Origin of the sequence: Thiohalobacter sp. COW1 (assembly GCF_016629505.1) — a bacterium.
GTDB lineage: Bacteria > Pseudomonadota > Gammaproteobacteria > Thiohalobacterales > Thiohalobacteraceae > Thiohalobacter > Thiohalobacter thiocyanaticus_A.
The window spans coordinates 1,706,364-1,724,971 of the sequence record NZ_AP024239.1 but is presented as its reverse complement, the minus strand read 5'-3'; the positions used below and the strand labels follow the sequence as shown (position 1 = coordinate 1,724,971).

17 protein-coding genes are annotated in these 18,608 nt (G+C 67.1%); 12 read left to right on the top strand and 5 right to left on the bottom strand.

Annotated elements, in window-relative coordinates; translation table 11 throughout:
• The first annotated feature begins 44 nt into the window (after positions 1 to 44).
• The 4 genes from COW1_RS08010 to rlmD all read left to right on the top strand — a co-directional run bounded on the left by COW1_RS08010 (position 45) and on the right by rlmD (position 4,935).
• Positions 45 to 2,072 carry a hypothetical protein gene (locus COW1_RS08010; RefSeq protein WP_201345951.1) on the top strand — a complete coding sequence of 676 codons (2,028 nt, stop codon included), beginning with the start codon at positions 45 to 47 and terminating at the stop codon, positions 2,070 to 2,072.
• Positions 2,073 to 2,094: 22 nt separating this feature from the next.
• Positions 2,095 to 2,703 carry a YdbL family protein gene (locus COW1_RS08005; protein WP_201345950.1) on the top strand — a complete coding sequence of 203 codons (609 nt, stop codon included), beginning with the start codon at positions 2,095 to 2,097 and terminating at the stop codon, positions 2,701 to 2,703.
• Between the two features lie 109 nt (positions 2,704 to 2,812).
• Positions 2,813 to 3,589, top strand: a complete 777-nt coding sequence (locus COW1_RS08000; RefSeq protein WP_096365458.1) for a 3'-5' exonuclease — start codon at positions 2,813 to 2,815, stop codon at positions 3,587 to 3,589.
• Between the two features lie 5 nt (positions 3,590 to 3,594).
• Positions 3,595 to 4,935, top strand: a complete 1,341-nt coding sequence (gene rlmD, locus COW1_RS07995; RefSeq protein WP_096365460.1) for a 23S rRNA (uracil(1939)-C(5))-methyltransferase RlmD — start codon at positions 3,595 to 3,597, stop codon at positions 4,933 to 4,935.
• 211 nt (positions 4,936 to 5,146) lie between these two features.
• On the opposite strand, the gene COW1_RS07990 is transcribed toward rlmD, so the two are convergent.
• The 5 genes from COW1_RS07990 to COW1_RS07970 all read right to left on the bottom strand — a co-directional run bounded on the left by COW1_RS07990 (position 5,147) and on the right by COW1_RS07970 (position 11,929).
• Positions 5,147 to 5,500 (bottom strand): transcriptional regulator, encoded by a 354-nt coding sequence (locus COW1_RS07990; RefSeq protein ID WP_096365462.1) that lies wholly within the window; start codon positions 5,498 to 5,500, stop codon positions 5,147 to 5,149.
• Positions 5,497 to 8,613: a DUF2309 domain-containing protein gene (locus tag COW1_RS07985; RefSeq protein WP_096365464.1), complete on the bottom strand. Its 3,117-nt coding sequence runs from the start codon at positions 8,611 to 8,613 to the stop codon at positions 5,497 to 5,499. Before COW1_RS07985 ends, COW1_RS07990 begins: the two co-directional genes overlap by 4 nt.
• The gene (locus COW1_RS07980; RefSeq protein WP_096365466.1) at positions 8,610 to 9,362 is read right to left on the bottom strand and encodes a hypothetical protein; all 753 of its coding nucleotides are present in this window, start codon (positions 9,360 to 9,362) and stop codon (positions 8,610 to 8,612) included. Before COW1_RS07980 ends, COW1_RS07985 begins: the two co-directional genes overlap by 4 nt.
• Position 9,363: 1 nt before the next feature.
• On the bottom strand, positions 9,364 to 11,046 hold the full coding sequence (locus COW1_RS07975; protein ID WP_096365468.1) for an NADH-quinone oxidoreductase subunit L: 1,683 nt from the start codon (positions 11,044 to 11,046) through the stop codon (positions 9,364 to 9,366).
• A gap of 295 nt (positions 11,047 to 11,341) precedes the next feature.
• Entirely contained in the window at positions 11,342 to 11,929 is a 588-nt protein-coding gene (locus tag COW1_RS07970) for a lytic transglycosylase domain-containing protein (RefSeq protein ID WP_096365470.1), read from the bottom strand.
• A 197-nt stretch (positions 11,930 to 12,126) separates the two neighbouring features.
• On the opposite strand from COW1_RS07970, the gene nudB reads away from it, so the two are divergent.
• The 8 genes from nudB to tolQ all read left to right on the top strand — a co-directional run bounded on the left by nudB (position 12,127) and on the right by tolQ (position 18,607).
• Complete coding sequence (gene nudB / locus COW1_RS07965) at positions 12,127 to 12,573, top strand: dihydroneopterin triphosphate diphosphatase (RefSeq protein WP_096365472.1); 447 nt, start codon at positions 12,127 to 12,129, stop codon at positions 12,571 to 12,573.
• A gap of 117 nt (positions 12,574 to 12,690) precedes the next feature.
• Positions 12,691 to 14,115, top strand: coding sequence for an OmpP1/FadL family transporter (locus COW1_RS07960; protein ID WP_096365474.1), 1,425 nt, complete (start codon positions 12,691 to 12,693; stop codon positions 14,113 to 14,115).
• 107 nt (positions 14,116 to 14,222) lie between these two features.
• A complete protein-coding gene (locus COW1_RS07955) occupies positions 14,223 to 14,978 on the top strand; it encodes a YebC/PmpR family DNA-binding transcriptional regulator (protein WP_201345949.1) in 756 nt (251 codons plus the stop codon).
• Between the two features lie 10 nt (positions 14,979 to 14,988).
• On the top strand, positions 14,989 to 15,504 hold the full coding sequence (gene ruvC, locus COW1_RS07950; RefSeq protein WP_201345948.1) for a crossover junction endodeoxyribonuclease RuvC: 516 nt from the start codon (positions 14,989 to 14,991) through the stop codon (positions 15,502 to 15,504).
• A complete protein-coding gene (ruvA, locus tag COW1_RS07945) occupies positions 15,501 to 16,112 on the top strand; it encodes a Holliday junction branch migration protein RuvA (RefSeq protein WP_201345947.1) in 612 nt (203 codons plus the stop codon). Before ruvC ends, ruvA begins: the two co-directional genes overlap by 4 nt.
• 207 nt (positions 16,113 to 16,319) lie before the next feature.
• Positions 16,320 to 17,378 carry a Holliday junction branch migration DNA helicase RuvB gene (gene ruvB, locus COW1_RS07940; RefSeq protein WP_096365482.1) on the top strand — a complete coding sequence of 353 codons (1,059 nt, stop codon included), beginning with the start codon at positions 16,320 to 16,322 and terminating at the stop codon, positions 17,376 to 17,378.
• Between the two features lie 122 nt (positions 17,379 to 17,500).
• Complete coding sequence (gene ybgC, locus COW1_RS07935) at positions 17,501 to 17,920, top strand: tol-pal system-associated acyl-CoA thioesterase (protein WP_096365484.1); 420 nt, start codon at positions 17,501 to 17,503, stop codon at positions 17,918 to 17,920.
• Positions 17,921 to 18,607, top strand: a complete 687-nt coding sequence (gene tolQ, locus COW1_RS07930) for a protein TolQ (protein ID WP_201345946.1) — start codon at positions 17,921 to 17,923, stop codon at positions 18,605 to 18,607.
• Position 18,608 lies beyond the last annotated feature (1 nt).

Genomic DNA, 18,608 nt, shown 5'->3' with positions numbered 1-18,608 from the left:
CGGTGCGCCCGCTCCTGCGCCAGCGCCGTTGGTATTTCCTTGTATTGCTGCTGATGCCCCTGTGCGTCGTTGCCATCGAGCAGCTGCAACTGCATCTGCCCGGGTTGGAAGGCCGGGGCCTGGTAATCACCGGTCTGAGCACGGAAATCGAATTCCTGCCTTCCGGCCGCCTGGCCGGCCGGATCGAGATCGAACGGCTGGAACACATTCCCAGCGGGGAGCGCCTGCAGGGGCTGCGGCTGCAGTGTGACGAGCTGGCGCTGGAGGAGGCGGTGCGGCTGCGTTGCGGCAAAGGCCGCTTTGCCCTTGCCGACTGGCGTGGCCAGCCTCTGCAGGGACCCTTCACGCTCGATCATGCGCCGGACCGGGACAGCCTCACCCTGAAGCTGGGACCGGTCGCCTATGCCGGCGGGCGGGTGCGGCTCGAATTGGAGTACACGGCCGGGCGCTGGCGGGCCCGGGTGGAGGGCCAGCACCTGGCGGCGCAGACGCTGGCCGCACTCGCTGCCCCCTGGCTGCCGGAAGGCTACCGCTTCGGCGCAGGCCGGCTGGATCTGCAGGCCGAGGCCGCAGGCGCGGCCGCGTTGCTGCAGCGTCTCGTTCTGGATCTGCAGGTCGGCCAGGTTGCCTTCTCCAATGCCAGCGGGCTGGCGGCGGGTGAGGCCCTTGCCGGCGAGTTGTCCCTGAGCGCACAGCGCACGGGCAACGACTATGAAGGCAGCTTCGATCTCGCCCTGGATCAGGGCGGCCTGTATCTGGATCCCGTCTACACCGACTTCGCCGTGCAGCCGCTGCAGGCATCGGGACAGTATCACCTGATCCCTGACGCGGGCCGGGTGCGGGTGTCCGGGGTCGAACTGCTGCAGCCCGACCTGCTGGTCGCGACGCTGGAAGCCGAGTTGAGCCCGGCTGCCGACGCCCTGCTGCAGCAGGCGCGGGTCGATATCCAGCGGCTCGAACTGGCCGGGTTCTTCCCGACCTATGCCGCTCCCTGGCTGGCCGGCACCGCCTTCTCGGATCTCGCTGCCCGCGGTCGGATCAGCGGCAGCCTGAGTCTGCGCGATGACCGGCTGGAGAGCGTCGACGTCGTGCTCAATGCAGTGGCGCTGGAGGATCCCGCCCAGCGCCTGAGCCTGGAAGGCCTGGCCGGCAACCTGGCCTGGGGCCGGGACGACAGGCCGCGCACCCTGCGCATCGGCTGGGAGGGCGGCAGCCTGTATCGACTCGAACTGGGGGCGGCCGGGTTCCGGCTGCAGAGCCAGGGCAGCCAGTACCGGCTGCTGGAACCGGCCGAGGTGGAGGTGCTGGACGGCCGGCTGCTGATCGAGGAATGGGAACTCTCCGATCCGGGAAGCGGAGCCATGCGCTGGCAGATCGATGCCATTCTCACGCCGGTGTCGATGCAGCGGCTCACCACCGCCCTGGAGTGGCCGCCGATGCAGGGGCAGCTGTCCGGCGTGATCCCGGAGCTTCGCTATGCCGAGGGCCGCGTGGAGGTCGGCGGCATGCTGCTGGTGCGGGTGTTCGACGGTGCGGTCCGGCTACGGGACCTGCGCCTGGATCAGCCCCTGGGGCTGGTGCCGCAGCTGCAGGCCGACATTGAGATCGACAATATCGACCTGGAACAACTGACCGGCACCTTCGCCTTCGGTAGAATCGAAGGCAGGCTGGATGGGCATATCCGCAAACTGTGGCTGCAGAACTGGGAACCACTGGCCTTTGACGCCGCCCTGGTCACGCCCGCGGACGATACCAGCCGGCATCGCATCAGCCAGCGGGCAGTGGACAACCTGTCGCGGATCGGCGGCGGTGTCGGTCAGGCGCTGTCGCAGACCTTTCTGGGCCTGTTCGAGGAATTTCCGTATGATCGTCTCGGCATCCGCTGCCGGCTGCGCAACGGGATATGCGAGATGGGCGGTGTGGCGCCGGCCGAACAGGGTTATTATCTGGTCAGGGGCACCCGGCTGCCGCCGCGCATCAACGTGATCGGCTACGCCGACGCGGTGGACTGGCCGGCCCTGGTGGAACGCCTCAAGGCGGCGACCGCGGGCGGGGCGCCGCAGATTCAGTAACAATGACTCGGGGAGTTCAGGTATGTACAGAATCGTGTTAGCTCCGTGGTGGCTGCTGCTGACCCTGCTGGCCGGCTGTGTGACCATCAATGTCTATTTCCCGGCTGCCGCCGCCGAGCAGGCTGCCGACCGCATCATCCGTGATGTCTACGGCGTGCCGCAGCGCGAGGAGGCGCCTGCGCAGGAGCAGCCGGCGCCGGCGCCCGACAGCCGCCTTGAATCCGACCGCCCGCTCTGGGTCGCCCTGCTCGAGGCGGCCGTGACGCCGGCCGCGGCCGCGGCCGACATCAATGTGCAGTCGCCCGCCATCAACCGGCTGCGGGCGCAGATGAAGGCCCGCCACCAGCAGCTCGAACCCTTCTATCAGCAGGGTGCGGTAGGCATCGCCGCCAATGGCGAACTGCGTATCCGCGATATGAATGCCGTCGCCCTGCGCGACCGCGCCCGGGTGCAGCAGCTGGTGGCGGAGGAGAACCGCGACCGTCAGGCCCTGTATGCCGAGATCGCGCGGGTCAACGGCCATCCCGAGTGGCAGGACGAGATCCGCGCCACCTTCGCCCGGCGCTGGGTCGACAACGCGCCTTCGGGCTGGTGGTATCAGGACGCAGGCGGCAGCTGGAAACAGAAATAAACCCCTTCAACGCAAGGGCGCAGAGACGCAAAGAAACCATTTATGCATTTATATTGATGATCTTTGCGTTCTCTGCGCCCCTGCGCCTCCGCGTTAAGGTTTTATCCAAATGAACGTACTGGTGTTCGATATAGAAACCGTCCCCGACCTGGACGGTGGCCGTCGGCTGCATGGCCTGGACGGTCTGAGCGACGAGGACGTCGCCAAGGCCCTGTTCCATCTGCGGGCGCAGGAAACCGGCGGCAGCGAATTCCTGCGCCTGCATCTGCATCGCATCGTTGCCATCTCGGCAGTGCGGCGCAGTGGCGAGACGCTGGAGGTCTCATCGCTGGGCAGTCCTGACAGCCCGGAGTCCGATCTGATCCGGGCCTTTTTCGATCGCATCGAGCGCGATACCCCGACGCTGGTGTCCTGGAACGGCAGCGGTTTCGATCTCCCGGTACTCCATTACCGGGCCCTGCTGCACGGTGTCAGCGCACCGCGTTACTGGGATGCCGGCGAGGAGGACCGCGAGTTCAAGTGGAACAATTACCTCAGCCGCTACCACAGCCGCCACACCGATCTGATGGACGTGCTGGCCGGCTATCAGCCACGCGCCAATGCGCCGTTGGGGGAGATTGCCAGCCTGCTCGGTTTTCCCGGCAAACTGGGCATGGACGGCGCGCAGGTCTGGGCGCGTTTCCTGGCCGGTGACACCGGCGCCATTCGCGACTACTGCGAGACGGACGTGCTCAACACCTATCTGGTGTGGCTGCGGTTCGAACTCATGCGCGGACACCTCCTGCGGCCCGGGTACGATGCAGAACTCACCCGGCTGCGCGAGTACCTGAAGGCCGGCGACCGTGCGCATTTCAGTGCCTTCCTGTCGGCCTGGCCGGCGGACTGACGCCCATGGCACGGCGCAGAAAGTCACTGCCGCCGGATCCGGTTCCGGCGCATATCGATTCGCTTTCCCACGACGGCCGCGGGGTCGCACACCTGGACGGCAAGGCCGTGTTCATCGACGGTGCCCTGCCGGGCGAGCGGGTCACCTTCATCTATACCGGCAAGCACCGCAGTTATGACGAAGGCCGGGTCGAGGCCGTGCTCGAACCGGCGTCCGAGCGGGTGGTGCCGCGCTGCAGCGCGGCCGCTGTGTGCGGTGGTTGCAGTCTGCAGCATATGGATCCCGCGGCCCAGATCCGGGCCAAACAGGGGGTGCTGCTGGATAATCTCAAGCGTATCGGCGGCGTGGAGCCGGAGACGGTGCTCCCGCCCCTGACCGGCCCGGTCTGGGGCTATCGGCACAAGGCGCGCCTGGGGGTGAAGTACGTGCGCAGGAAGGGCGAGGTGCTGGTCGGGTTCCGGGAAAAGCGCAAGCCCTTCGTCGCCCGCATCGACAATTGCGAGGTGCTGCATCCCGATGTCGGTTACCGTCTCAGGGACCTGGCGCTGCTGATCGATTCCCTGTCGATCAGGGCCGCGGTGCCGCAGATCGAGGTGGCGGTCGGCGACCGCGTCACCGCCCTGGTGTTCCGGGTACTGGAGGCGCCGAGCGAGTCCGACCTGGCCAGTCTCAAGGCCTTCGGGCAGGAATACGACATGCAGATCCATCTGCAGCCGAAGGGGCCGGATTCGGTGACGCTGCTCTGGCCCGAGTCCGCAGCGGCGGCCGGTGCGCTGAGCTATGACCTGGATGATCACCAGGTGACCCTGCAGTTCCGCCCCACCGACTTCACCCAGATCAATCCCGCGATCAATCAGCGGATGATCGCGCACGCCCTGGAATTGCTGCAGCCGCAGACGGACAGCCGGGTGTTGGATCTGTTCTGCGGCCTGGGCAACTTCACCCTGCCGCTGGCGCGCCGTGTCGCCGGGGTGACGGGCGTGGAGGGCGAGGCCGGGCTGGTGGCGCGGGCGCGGGAGAATGCGCGTGCCAACGGCATCGACAATGCGGAATTCTTCACCGCCGACCTGGCGGGCGAGGTGACCGGCGAGCCCTGGCTCGCGCGCGGCTACGATCGGGTACTGCTGGATCCACCGCGCAGCGGCGCAAAGGAGATGATCCCGCTGATCGCCGCCCGCGGGGCGCAGCGCATCGTCTATGTCTCATGCCATCCCGGCTCGCTGGCGCGCGATGCCGGTCTGCTGGTCAACGAGTACGGCTACCGGCTGGCGGCCGCGGGGGTGATGGACATGTTCCCGCATACGGCGCACGTCGAGTCCATTGCGCTGTTTATTGCGCCGGAGTGACATAAAAAATCGTAGGTCGGGTCAGCCCGAAGAGGGCGTAACCCGACCTTCCCGCCGTGAGTGTCGGGTTACGCTGCGCTAACCCGACCCACCGGGTTCTGCATCCCATCCCCACCGTCATCCCCGCGCAGGCGGGGATCCAGTCGCCGCCGCGGTTTTGGAGCCCGGCCTGCAGGCTGATGCGATGTGAGCCGGCCTGAACCCCCGTCGTTCAGGATCCCGGCGGGCTCGAATCCTCCCCGCCGCCGAACTTGACCAGCCGCGTGACCTGGATGTCGGAGATGAACACCACCCCCGAATGCTCGCTGTAGAAGGGCGCGAAGCCCTCCAGGATGGGCTTGACCAGGGACTCGGGCACGGCGGCGATGATCATGATCAGCACGTCGTCCTCGTTGAACATCAAGTGGCCTTCGTGGAAGCCGTGATTGCCCTTGCCCGAGAGGTTGTTGATGATGGTGTAGCCCTTCACCCCGGCACGGTCGAGCAGGTCGGTGGCAAAGCCCTGATGCTCGCCGCCCAGGATGATCTCGAGCTTCTTGAGCGGGCTGAAGTTGAGGTTTCTCATGTCGACTCCTCCGGGATGGGGGGGTGGGTCAGGCGGGTCTGCTCACGCCACTCGCCGTCGTCGTACAGGGTAACGGCCGCGGTTTCGGGATCGATCACCAGCAGCCGGATCCAGCCGTTGCGCACCAGATGCTTGACCGCGGTCACGTCGTCGACGGCACGCCGGGCGTGTTCGAACGGCGCCTCGATCAGGGTGATCAGCCGTACCGGTTGATGATAGGGCCGGCCCTGTTCGAGCACGGTCTGGGCCGGCAGGCCGGTGCGCAGATCGCTGAGGTTGCCGGTCATCACGCCGAAGCGGCCAGCCACGTTGTGGTAGACCTTGCTGCCGCTGCCGAAGCATTCATTGTCTACCGTGGAGAAGTAATGCTCCATGTTGATCCACTGACCCACCACCAGCGGTCCGGTGAGGATGTTCTCCAGCAGCCGGCGCTTCGGATCCAGGCGGTAATCGTAGGAGTGCAGGAAGGCGCGGCCTTCCAGTGCCAGTTCGCGGGTCAGGTCGCGGCGGCCGATGACGAAATAGGCATTGCCCGACAGACCCCACTCCGGCCGCACCTGCGACCAGTCCATGGCGTTGCGCTGGACGGCCCTCTGGGCGGCGGCCGGCTCCGGCACTGCGCGCCGTCGGGTTGCCCCCTGCAGTGCCGGCAGCCGCTCCCGGGCGCACAGGCGCGAAGCCGCGGTCAGGCCCTTGCGCAGCCGGTCGAGATAGACCACATGGGATGAAGGCAGACGGTCCAGGTCGTACAGTGCCAGCGTATCGGTGGTGGTGTTGTGCAGGGCCGGAATGAACCAGGCATCGTCCGGGATCTCGATGCCGTGGGCGCGCAGGCGCTGACGTACCTCCGGCTTGTTGGCCATCTGGGCCAGCACGCGGGCGTTGACCAGGCCGTGGTTGCCGCCGCAGGCCCCGCAGTCGAGCGCGGATTCGTAGGGATTGTTTTCCGACGTGCTGCCATGGCCGGCCAGCAGGATGAAGCGGGAGAAGTCACGGGTCAGGCCGATCGAGCGCAGCGCCTGGCTGACGAAGCCGACCTGCTCATCGAGGGAGAAGCCGATGCGCGCCAGCCGTTCCAGCTGCAGCCGGGCGAAGGCGGGATCGATGCGGTAGACCTCGCGCAGGCGCCGGATGAAGGCCTGCGCGGCGGCGCTGTCCAACCCCAGGGCGTTGGCCAGTTCGGGGGCGTCCGGCTGTCGGCCCAGGGCCGCCTCGCGCAATTCGCGCACCAGGGTGTCGGGGATACGTTCGGCGGTGAGTTGGAACTCCTGTTCCAGCGCCTTGACGATCACGGCACGCTGGACGGCGCGCACGATGGAATCGGCCTGGTCGCGGTCGAGCTTGTCGAGCAGCAGGTGGGTCGGCGGCTTGTGTTCGTGCAGCTGGCTGCGCCAGCGGTTGTAGTGCCGGGGCAGCAGGGTCTTGCCGATCATGTCGAAGCCGAACAGCAGGCCGATGGCCTCGACCGTGACGAAGGGGCTGAGCACGGATTCCTTGAGCTCGTGCAGCGCCTTCTCCATGGCCGTGACCGCATTCAGATCGCGCGGGCCCTCGACGCTCATCTCCAGCGCCAGGTTCTTTGGCGTGAGCAGCACCGGACACAGATGGGTCTCGCTGCCCTTGCCCAGTTCCATGAAGCTGACCGGCACCCCGAAGAAGCCCGCGATACCGAAGGTCTGGTAGTCGCCGATCGATTCCAACTGGCGCCGGATGCGCTCGGAGCGGGTGTCGATGCAGAACAGCGCCTGCACGAAGGGCCGTTTGTCGCGCGGCGGCGGCGGTGCCAGCTGTATCCCTGAGAGCAGTCTGTGCATGGCGTGCGCCTCCATGGCCCGCAGCCACAGCATACCCTCCCGGCGTTCGAACTCGCGCAGGTGCTGCACCAGGGCGTCGAGCTGGCCGGTGTCCAGCCGTTCCAATGCCTGCGTGTCGTCTGTCTGCTCGGCCAGCGAGCGCAGGGATTGCGCCTGCCGTTCGGCCTCGCGGGTGCGCTGGCAGCGCACATACTCGCCGAACACGGCCTCGATCCGCCGTGCGCCGCCCAGCGCCAGGCTCTCCTCCACCTGCTGGGCCCGGTCGGGCAGTATCCGGCCGGTGTGCAGTTCATGTCGCAGCCAGGCCTCCGGCGTACGGGTCTCGATCAGTTCCCGGATGGCGGGGGCGGAGGTGACGCCGAACCGGCGCCCGCGCTCCTGCAGCAGGGCCAGCGCCAGGGTCAGGCGCACCGCCAGCAGATCGACCAGATCGCCGGGGTAACGCTGGCCCCAGTGATAATGGCGGGCGCTGGAGCGCCAGCGGATGAAGCCGGCCCAGCCGTGCAGGCGCGCCAGTTCGCGGGTGAAATAGGCGCTCCAGTGCTGTTCCGCGACCCCCAGGGTCCGCATCACGTAATCGATCACGCCCTCGGGGGTCTCGTCGACGGCGAGGATGCGTTTGATGTGCATGCCGCGCAGGAACAGCCGGACGTTGCGGCTGGCCACCTCGCGCCAGGCGGTGAAGAAGCCGCGGCTGCGCAGCGGCATGCCCCACACCGACTGGCCCTCGTCGAAGAAGTCCAGGCAGCTCTTGATCACCAGTTCGTCCAGTTCCGCGCCGATGCCGGTGCCGAAGAGGGCATCCACGGCCTCGTAGACGGGGGTCTCGCCCAGCAGCGTACTGCACAGCCGGTCGGCCAGCATGGCCGGATCGATGTCTGCCTCCGGGGCGGGGCGGGTACCGGCGAGCGCGGCCGCGGTCCCGGTCGGGTCGGCCAGCGGGCCGGCCGCCGTCACCGGCTGCTCGATCCGGGTCAGCAGGGCCATGCACCAGGCCTGCAGATCGATTCCCGGGACCGGCTCCCGCCCGGCGGCGAAGGCCGTCACCGCCGCCTGCAGCCGCTCCCGATCGATCCGGTCCGCGGCCAGATAGGCCTGGTACTGGCGCCGCGGCAGCTGGCAGCGGCAGTGGAACAGGCGGGCGCCCTGCGCCACGGCCTCTTCGAAGGGCAGATGTTCCAGGCCGTGCAGCGGGTTGTGATGGATGAAGGCGCGCATCGGCCAGAAAAAGGGAATGGGCTCGCCGGCCACATAGGTCATGGCGCGGATGCGCAGGCGCTGTCCCAGCGACAGACTCATGCCAGACCTCCCAGCAGGTACAGGCCGGCACCGGCCAGCAGGCCGAGGACGGCGGCGTAGGCCCAGGTGGCGGTTCGGCTGAGGTCCTCCGCCCCGTTCCCGTCCCCGGGGCCGACCACCAGTCCCTGCAGCAGGCGTGCGGCCGCCCAACTCCACAGCAGCCAGACAGTGACCAGGGCCAGGGCGATGCCCGGGGCGGCCGCGGCCGTGGCGAGGGTCAGTGTCAGCAGGGTGAAGAAGGGCGGGAACAGGGGCATGGCGATGACGGCCAGCACCACCACCACCACCACCCCGCTCAGGCGCGGCAGACGCTGCGCCAGGCCGCCGTGCAGGCCCGCATAGGCGGCGCCGAAGCGCTGCTCCAGCCCGGCGCCGAGCAGGCCGAGCAGTACCAGGGGGACGCTCAGCCCGAGTCCGTGCAGTGCCGGAGGCACCTCGCCGGGCCGCGCCAGGACCAGCCACAGCAGCGCCCACAGCGAACTGGCGAGAAAGCCGGTCCAGAGTCCGAGTTCGCGCAGAGTCAGGGCCCGGAAGGCATACAGGGCCGAGGTCAGCAGCGCCCAGTAGAGCAGCCAGTCGGGCGGCGACGGCGCTGTGGCCACCAGCGCCAGGCCGATCTGCGGCCAGACCAGCAGGATCAGGGTGCGCGCCGCCGGCCGGCGCAGACGCCGCAGCAGGAGGTTGAATGCCATGCTGAGCGGAAACAGCGGCAGGAACAGTCCGGCGAGCAGATAGATCGCGGCATCCATGTCAGGCCCACCTCAGCCAGACGTTCAGCCGTGCCGCGCCCTGCAACAGGCCCCGGGTCAGCGAGGCGTAGAGGTCGCTGAGGTAGAACTCGCGCGAGACCAGGGCATAGAAGACCAGCCAGCCGCGGCCGCTGCGGCGCTGCCGGCGGCCGCCGTTGCGTTCGGCATAGTAGGTGAGCAGCCAGCCGAGCACGATCACTGCGGTGACGATGCCCACCAGGATGTCGAAGCGCAGCAGGTCGATATCGGCGGCGGCATAGAGCTGCTGGCGGAAGGCCGGATCGGGGTAGAGGAACAGGTCGAAGGCGTGGCTGATGAGGATGTAGCCGACGACCACCACCGTGAAGGAGAACACGCTCAGGCCCACCAGCCGCCACAGGTTCTGGCTGCGCATGCGATAGGTGGCGAAGATCAGCTGCGCGCCGGTGATCCAGCCGAAGAACAGCAGCACGATCGCGCCCTGTTTCTGAAAGTAGTCCTGCACGACCAGCAGGTGAGCGACCACCAGGATGCTGACCGGGACAGCCAGAGTGATGGCGGCCATCAGCAGCCAGGGCTTGCGCTGCCGCGCCGGGCGGCGTTCCACCACGAAGGTGTAGAGGTCGTCCTTGGGTACGCCGTCGTCGTGGCGGGCGGCGTGGATCACGCCGCCGGCGCCGAGAAAGAGGGTGCCCTTGAACAGGCCATGAGCGATCAGGTGATAGATGGCCAGCGAGAAGGCGCCGACACCGCATTCCATGATCATGAAGCCCATCTGGCCCATGGTCGAATAGCCCAGCGACTTCTTGATGTCGTTCTGGGTCAGCATCAGCACCGAGCCGATCACGGCGGTCACCAGCCCGACCAGGAAGATCCAGTGCAGCACGCCGCCGGTATGGATGAACACCGGGGCGAAGCGGTTGATGAGAAAACCGCCGGCATTGACGATGCCCGCATGCATCAGGGCCGACACCGGCGTCGGGCCGTCCATGGTATAGGGCAGCCAGGTATGGAGCAGGAACTGGGCCGAGCGCGCGAAGGCCGCCAGGGCGATCAGCGCCCCGACCACGTCCAGCAGTTCCAGGCCGAGAAAATAATGGCTGCCGGGATCGGCCGTGATGCGCGTGAACAACTCCGGCAGCGACCAGGTGCCGTAGGCGTGATGAAGCAGGCCGGCCGCCAGCACCAGCGGCAGGTCGCCGATGCGGTAGGTCAGCAGGGTCCAGAAGCTGTAGCGCCAGGCGGAAGGGCTGCGAGTGTCGTGGCCGAGCAGGAAGTAGAGCAGTATCCCGACCAGGTGCCAGGCGATGAGCAGGGTGATCAGATCACCCGCGGCGACCATGACCAGCAGCGCGGCGGTCATCAGGTCGAGCAGCAGGAAGAACCGGGCATAGCCCGGTTCCTCGGCCATGTAGCGGACCGAATAGACATGCACGATCAGGCTGATGCCGGCGATGACCAGCATCATCAGGGTGCTGAGTGGATCGAACAGCAGGCTGCCCCAGGCGGCGCCCGGGAGGGTGAGGGCGACGGCGTCCCCTCCGGCCAGTGCCAGCCACAGCGTGGCGGCGGCGGCCAGGAAACTCAGGGCGGTGCAGGTCACGCTCAGCCGGGCGGCCCGCCACCCGGGGCGGTGGGGGAGCAGCTGAATCAACAGGGCGGAACACAGCGGCAGGGCTGCGACCAGCACGATGAGTCGTTCCATAAGCCTGCGTCAACTTCCGTCAGGGGCGGCAAGCGGTGCCATCCGGCGGCGGCATCCCTTGTTATATACGTTATAAACGCTGGGTCTGCCTTGCCTCCGATTTATGAAAGGTGGTTCATATCCGTGACCCACACCAAGGCTCCCCATGGAGTCTACGGGGTGGCGGGGTTGGCAAATAATCGATAAATCGAATAGAACAGATTGCTTTAAGGCAATGAGTTGGCCGGAAACGGCCGGAAGGATAAATGGATCGGCGGCCCCTGACGGAAGCCGGCGCTGCCGGATCTGCCTGGGATCAGTTGCGGAACCAGTGCCGGTTCAGCGCCCGGAACACGCGGTCGGGGTACCAGGTCTGACCCAGGCTGCCATTGTAGCGGGCCAGCGCCCGCTGCAGGTTGCCGCGTTCGCGCTCCAGGTAATGTTTCAGGATGGCACAGCCGTAGCGGATGTTGGTGCGGATCTGGAACAGATTGTCTTCCGGGCGGCCGAGTTCCTCCAGCCAGAAGGGCATGACCTGCATCAGGCCGCGAGCGCCGGCGTGGGAGATGGCGAAACGGTCGAAGTTGCTCTCGACCTGGATCACGGCCAGCACCAGCTCCGGCGGCAGTTCGGCCCGGGTGGCCTCCTGATGCGCGATCCTGAGGATGTCCAGCCGTTCCTCCGGCGGGACGTCTCGCCAGCGTCGCTGCAGGCGGCCGGACATGTCCGACAACCAGACCTCGGCCTCGAACCGGTCCTCGAAGCTCTCGGCACTGGCGATGGCCCGGGCCAGGTGGCTGCGCATCTCGGCATCGGGCCGGGCCTGGGTCGCCGCCTGGGCCGTCTGGCTGAATGCCAGTATCAGGAGGAGGACGAGCCTCGGGATTTGCAGCCGCAGTTTCATATCGGGAAATTCTGTTTGCAAAGGCGCACATTTGGCAAGCTATTCTCAGTATCGGCAGCGATCCCCGGGTTTTGATATATCCGACTGGATCGGCTTCAGCAGAAATCTGCAACTCCCGTCATCCCGGCGCAGGCCGGAATGACGGGAATGGTTCGCGCTGCCATTGATACGTCAACCGGTTTGAGCAGGCGTTATTGATGTCCGACTGGAAACGCCCCGAATCCGTCCTGGTGCTGGTGCATACCGCCGCCGGCGAGGTGCTGTTGCTGGAACGTCTGGAGCCGCCCGGCTTCTGGCAGTCGGTTACCGGCAGCCTGGAATGGGGGGAGTCGGCCGCCGCCGCGGCCCTGCGCGAACTGCACGAGGAGACCGGCCTGGTGCCGGGGGCGGCCCTGCACGACTGCCGCCTGCAGAGCCGGTTCCCCATTCTGCCGCCCTGGCGCGAACGCTATGCCCCGGACGTGAGCGAGAACCGCGAGTACGTCTTCGCTGTGTGCTATGCGGCGCCGCCGCCGATCCGGCTCAATCCCGCCGAGCACCGTGCCTGGTGCTGGCTGCCGGCAGCGGAGGCCGCCCTGCGGGCGGGTTCCGTGACCAATCGTGAAGCCATCCGGCGGCTGCTTCGTCCGGCCGCACCGGCCTGAAAATCCCCCTCAAGCTTGCCCGGCCGGCGCCGATGAAGGGCTGACCCGGTCCCGCGGCCGGGTCCTTTATGGAGCCTGTTCTCCCCCCTCGAAGCGAAATAATAGTTGGAGTAAACAATGAGTAAGCGATTCGCGCGCGCCCTGCTGCTGACCGCGCTGGCGGCCGTCTTCTCCCCTGCGGCCTGGTCCACCAACGGCATGAACATGGAAGGTTACGGCCCCATCGCCACGGGCATGGGCGGGGCGGCCTTTGCCTATGACAACGGCACCGCCGCCATGATGAACAACCCGGCCACCCTCGGGCTGATGCGCTCCGGCGACCGCCTGGATCTGTTCTTCGGCTTTCTCGGCCCCGACGTCGAGGCCGAGGCCGGCGGCCGGGTGGCCGAATCCGACGGCACTGCCTATGCCATGCCCGCCGCCGGCTGGGTGCGCAAGCACAATGGGCTCACCTACGGTATCGGCGTCTATGGCCAGGGCGGCATGGGCACCGAGTACGACGCCGGTTCCTTCCTGGGCAACCCGGCGGCCGGTGTCGGCATCCAGTCCGACCTGGAGAACCGCACCGAGTTGAGCGTGGGCCGGGTCATCCTGCCGCTGGCTTTCGATGTCAATGAACGCCTGGTCATCGGCGGCAGCCTGGATTTCGTCTGGGCCGGGCTGGACCTGAGAATGGCCATGAGCGGCGCCCAGTTCACCGACCTGGTGACCACCCGGAACTTCGGCACCGCCGGCGATGACGGCAGCGGCCTGGTCTCCACCTTCAATGGCTTCGTCGGCAGCGGGGCGATCACCCGGGTCGATTATGCCTACTTCGATTTCAGCAATGGCAGTGATTTCACCGGTCAGGCCCGCGGCTACGGCTACGCCGGCAAGCTCGGTGCGGTGTTCCGGGTCAGCGACCGGCTGAGCCTGGGCGCGACCTACCACAGCGAGACCCGACTCAGCGACATGAAGACCTCCGGTGCCGACGTGAGCTTCGGCGTGGAGATGATGGGTGCCGCCCAGTCCATCCCGGTCAGCGGCGAGGTCAAGGTGCGCGACTTCCAATGGCCGGAGATCTACGGCATCGGCGTGGCCTGGCAGGCCAGCGACGACTGGTTCTTCACCGGCGACATCAAGCGCATCGAGTGGGCCGGCACCATGGACAGCTTCGACATGAGCTTCACCGCCGACGCCGTTCAGGGCGATCCGCGCGCCGCCGCCTTCGCCGGCCGGGGCATGGACGTTTCCCTGTTCCAGCGCTGGGACGACCAGGTGGTCTACCAGTTCGGCGGCGCCTGGCGCTGGAGCCCGAAGCTGACCCTGCGCGCGGGGGCCAACCTGTCCGACAACCCGGTGCCGAACACCTACCTCAATGCCCTGTTCCCGGCGATCGTGGAGGAGCACTACACCGCCGGTTTCGGCTATGCCTTCAATCGGGTCCAGAGCATCGATTTCTCGCTGCAGTACGCCCCCGAGGTGGAGGAGACCAGCGGCGGTGGGGTGATTTCGCGCCACAGCCAGACCAGCTTTCAGTTCCTCTACAGCCACCGTTTCTGAGCCCTTCCGGCCGGCGGCGAGCGCCGCCGGCCCGGTCCCGCTGCCGTCCCGGTCCGTGCTAGAATGCCCGGCATCTGAAATGTCCGGGAAATCAGCACGAGGCAGTCATGGCAGGGCACAGCAAGTGGGCCAACATCAAGCACAAGAAGGCCGCGAACGACAAGAAGCGCGGCAAGGTCTGGACCAAGCTCATCCGCGAGATCACGGTCGCGGCGCGTGAGGGCAGGACCTCCGACCCCGGCACCCATCCCCGGCTGCGCCTGGCCGTGGACAAGGCGCTCGGCGCCAATATCCCCAAGGACACCATCGAGAAGGCCTGCAAGCGCGGCGCCGGCGAACTGGACGACGGCGCCAGCTACGAGGAGGTGCGCTACGAGGGCTACGGCCCCGGCGGCGTGGCCATCATGGTCGACTGTCTGACCGACAACCGCAACCGCACCGTCTCCGAGGTGCGCCATGCCTTCACCAAGCTGGGCGGCAACCTCGGCACCGACGGTTCGGTGGCCTACCTGTTCAACAAGACCGGCGTGATCAGCTTCTACGAAAACGTCGATGAGGACGCGGTGATGGAGGCCGCCCTGGAGGCCGAGGCCGACGATGTGGTGACCAACGAGGACGGTTCCATCGAGGTGCTGACCTCGCCGGAGGAGTATCAGCGGGTCAGGGATGCCATCGAGGCGGCCGGGCTGACGCCCGACAACGCCGAGGTCACCATGCGTCCCGAGACCCTCAGCGCCGTGGATGCCGACACCGCCGAAACGGTGCTGCGCATGATCGACATGCTGGATGACCTGGACGACGTGCAGGAGGTCTACACCAACGCCGATTTCCCGGACGAGGTGCTGGACCGGCTGGCCTCCTGAGCATCGCCCCGTGCGCATCCTCGGTATCGATCCCGGCTCCCGCCAGACCGGCTTCGGCCTCATCGACGCCGAGGGCAACCGCATGCGCCATGTGCACAGCGGCTTCCTGCGCATTCAGGGCGAGGACTTTCCCGCCCGGCTGCGCGCCATCTTTCTCGGCATCCGTGAACTGATGCAGGACTATGCACCCGAGGCCGTGGCCATCGAACAGGTGTTCGTCTCCCGCAATGCCGACTCGGCGCTGAAGCTGGGCCAGGCCCGCGGTGCTGCCATCTGCGGCGCCCTGCAGGCCGAGGTGCCGGTGGCCGAGTACAGCCCGCGCGAAGTCAAGCAGGCCCTGGTCGGGCGCGGCGGCGCGGCCAAGGAGCAGGTCCAGCACATGGTCGGGCTGCTGCTCGGCCTGAGCGCCCCGCTGCAGGCCGACCAGGCCGACGCGCTCGCCATTGCCATCTGCCATCACCATGTCAGCGCCACCCTGGGGCGGATCCCGGGTGCCGCGGGCGCGCGCGGCGGGAGATTGCGATGATCGGATGCCTGCGCGGCCAGCTGCTCGCCAAGCAGCCGCCCCGGCTGCTGGTCGATGTCCAGGGCGTGGGCTACGAGGTCGAGGCGCCCATGACCACCTTCTACGCCCTGCCCGAAACCGGCAGTGAGGTCACCCTGCACACCCATCTGGTGGTGCGCGAGGACGCCCAGATCCTGTTCGGCTTCGGCCGCCGGGCCGAGCGCGACCTGTTCCGCCACCTGATCCGCATCAATGGCGTCGGCCCGCGGCTGGCGCTGGCGATCATGTCCGGCATGACGCTCAGCGAGTTGATCAGCTGCATCAATGACCGGGATGCCGCCGCCCTGACCCGGGTGCCCGGTATCGGCAGGAAGACCGCCGAGCGGCTGCTGGTCGAGTTGGGCGACCGGCTGAAGGATTTCGGCGCTGCGCCGGAGGCGGCCGCTGGCGGCGAGGCGGGGCTGGCCCCGGCCCCGGCCGGGCCGGTGGAGGAGGCCGTGAGCGCCCTGATCGCCCTGGGCTACAAGCCGCCCGAGGCCAGCCGCATGGTGCGCGCCATCGAGGCCGGCGATCTGCCGGCCGAGGAGATCATCCGCCAGGCGCTGCGGGCGACGACGCAGAAGGGGTGAATGCACAGGAATCGACGGGGCATAACCGTAGGTCGGGTCAGCCCTGAGGGCGTAACCCGACAGGTTTCGCGGACCATGTCGGGTTACGCTGCGCTAACCCGACCTACGTATTCTGCGCCGGAATGACGATATTTTGAGTCTTTGTTGCTACCGCTTGTCAGCGGTATCCCTGCGCGCTATCGTGCCGGAAACCTGAATCCCGCCATCATGACAGATACTGACCGCATCATCTCGCCCGCCGTGGATTCGCCCGAGGAGGCGCGTATCGACCGCGCCATCCGACCCCACCGCCTGGCCGACTATGTCGGCCAGCCCCAGGTGCGCGAGCAGATGGAGATCTTCATCGGCGCGGCGCGGGGCCGGGGCGAGGCGCTGGACCATGTGCTGATCTTCGGCCCGCCCGGCCTGGGCAAGACTACCCTGGCCCACATCATCGCCGCCGAACTGGATGTGAACCTGCGCCACACCTCCGGCCCGGTGCTGGAAAAGCCAGGCGATCTGGCTGCCCTGCTGACCAACCTGGAACCGCATGACGTCCTGTTCGTGGACGAGATCCACCGCCTCAGCCCCGTGGTCGAGGAGGTGCTGTACCCGGCCATGGAGGACTACCAGCTCGACATCATGATCGGCGAGGGGCCGGCGGCGCGTTCCATCAAGCTGGATCTGCCGCCCTTTACCCTGGTCGGTGCGACCACCCGCGCCGGGCTTTTGACTTCGCCATTGCGTGACCGGTTCGGCATTGTGCAGCGGCTTGAGTTCTATAGCATTGCGGACCTGACCCGCATCGTGCAGCGTTCGGCCGGCATCCTGGGCGTGGACATGGACCCGGCCGGGGCCGAGGAGGTGGCCCGGCGCTCGCGCGGCACCCCGCGCATTGCCAACCGGCTGCTGCGGCGGGTACGCGATTACGCCCAGGTCAAGGCGCAGGGACGGGTCGATGCCGCGGTGGCGCAGCAGGCGATGGAACTGCTCAACGTCGACAGCCATGGTTTCGATATCATGGACCGCAAGCTGCTCGGCGCGTTGATCGAGAAGTTCGACGGCGGCCCCGTCGGCATCGACAGCCTGGCGGCGGCCATCGGCGAGGAACGCGGCACGCTGGAGGATGTGATCGAGCCCTACCTGATCCAGCAGGGCTTCATGATGCGCACCGCGCGGGGCCGGATCGCCACGCGCCATGCCTATCTGCATTTCGGCATCACCCCGCCGGAATCCCTGACCGCCCGGGCCGAGGCCTCGCTGTCGCTGTTCGACGATCCGGCGTGAACAGCGGGCAGGCGCCGGTTGCCTGCGAAGGCGGGCATCCATGTCTGAGCGATATCTGGATTCCCCATGCGCGGAAATGACGGAAAGTATGATAAGGAATCTATTCTGATAACGCCTGTCTGATGGAGCAGCGAACAACACAAGCCGTGTTCTACTGGCCGGTGCGCGTCTATTACGAGGACACCGACAGCGGCGGCGTCGTCTACTACGCCAACTACCTCCGGTTCATGGAACGCGCGCGCACCGAATACCTGCGCAGTCTGGGCTTCGAGCAGGACCGGCTCCAGCGCGAGGCAGGCATCATCTTTGCAGTACGTTCTGTGAACATCGAGTATCTGCGCCCGGCGCGTTTCAACATGGAACTCGAGGTCAGTGCGCGGGTCGTGGCCGCAGGCCGGGCCAGCCTGGAATTCGAGCAGCTGGTGCTGGAGGCGGGCAGGCGTGAAACGCCCCTGTGCACGGGACAGGTCCGCATTGCCTGCCTGGATGCCGGGAGTTTCCGGCCCCGCGCCATACCTGATTACATTGCGAAGGAGATCTGAATGTCGACGGACTTGTCGATGCTGCATCTGATACTCGGCGCCAGCCCGGTGGTGCAGCTGGTGATGCTGCTGCTGGTTGCCCTGTCGCTGTTGTCCTGGACCCTGATCTTCCATAAATGGAAGAAGCTCGGCACGGCACAGCGCGATGCGAAGGACTTCGAGCAGCAGTTCTGGTCCGGGGGGGAATTGGCCGCGCTGTATCAGCAGGTCGCCGCCCGCGAGCAGGACAACGAGGGCATGGCCGACATCTTCGAGGCCGGCTTCAAGGAATACAGCCGCCTGCGCAAGCAGCCCCAGGTCGAGGGCGGTGCCATGCTCGAGGGCGCCCAGCGGGCCATGCGCGTGGCGCTCTCACGGGAGGAGGACCGGCTGGAGGCCGGACTTTCCTTCCTGGCCACGGTCGGCTCCACCAGCCCCTACATCGGCCTGTTCGGCACCGTCTGGGGCATCATGAACGCCTTCCGCTCGCTCGGTAACGTCCACCAGGCTACGCTGGCCATGGTCGCCCCGGGCATTGCCGAGGCGCTGATTGCCACCGCCATGGGCCTGTTCGCGGCGATACCCGCGGTCATCGCCTACAACCGTTTCTCCAACGATGTCGAGCGGCTGGCCAATCGCTACGACAATTTCCTGGAGGAATTCGCCGCCCTGCTGCACCGCCAGTCGTTAACGGCAAGGAAGGACTGAC

Coding starts and splice junctions, on each gene's coding strand:
- nudB (WP_096365472.1), top strand. CDS start 12,127: ATGTCCGACTGGAAACGCCCCGAATCCGTCCTGGTGCTGGTGCATACC.
- COW1_RS07990 (WP_096365462.1), bottom strand. CDS start 5,500: ATGAGAAACCTCAACTTCAGCCCGCTCAAGAAGCTCGAGATCATCCTG.
- COW1_RS08005 (WP_201345950.1), top strand. CDS start 2,095: ATGTACAGAATCGTGTTAGCTCCGTGGTGGCTGCTGCTGACCCTGCTG.
- COW1_RS07970 (WP_096365470.1), bottom strand. CDS start 11,929: ATGAAACTGCGGCTGCAAATCCCGAGGCTCGTCCTCCTCCTGATACTG.
- ruvA (WP_201345947.1), top strand. CDS start 15,501: ATGATCGGATGCCTGCGCGGCCAGCTGCTCGCCAAGCAGCCGCCCCGG.
- rlmD (WP_096365460.1), top strand. CDS start 3,595: ATGGCACGGCGCAGAAAGTCACTGCCGCCGGATCCGGTTCCGGCGCAT.
- tolQ (WP_201345946.1), top strand. CDS start 17,921: ATGTCGACGGACTTGTCGATGCTGCATCTGATACTCGGCGCCAGCCCG.
- COW1_RS07980 (WP_096365466.1), bottom strand. CDS start 9,362: ATGGATGCCGCGATCTATCTGCTCGCCGGACTGTTCCTGCCGCTGTTT.
- COW1_RS07955 (WP_201345949.1), top strand. CDS start 14,223: ATGGCAGGGCACAGCAAGTGGGCCAACATCAAGCACAAGAAGGCCGCG.
- COW1_RS07975 (WP_096365468.1), bottom strand. CDS start 11,046: ATGGAACGACTCATCGTGCTGGTCGCAGCCCTGCCGCTGTGTTCCGCC.
- COW1_RS07985 (WP_096365464.1), bottom strand. CDS start 8,613: ATGAGTCTGTCGCTGGGACAGCGCCTGCGCATCCGCGCCATGACCTAT.
- COW1_RS08000 (WP_096365458.1), top strand. CDS start 2,813: ATGAACGTACTGGTGTTCGATATAGAAACCGTCCCCGACCTGGACGGT.
- ruvB (WP_096365482.1), top strand. CDS start 16,320: ATGACAGATACTGACCGCATCATCTCGCCCGCCGTGGATTCGCCCGAG.
- ybgC (WP_096365484.1), top strand. CDS start 17,501: ATGGAGCAGCGAACAACACAAGCCGTGTTCTACTGGCCGGTGCGCGTC.
- COW1_RS07960 (WP_096365474.1), top strand. CDS start 12,691: ATGAGTAAGCGATTCGCGCGCGCCCTGCTGCTGACCGCGCTGGCGGCC.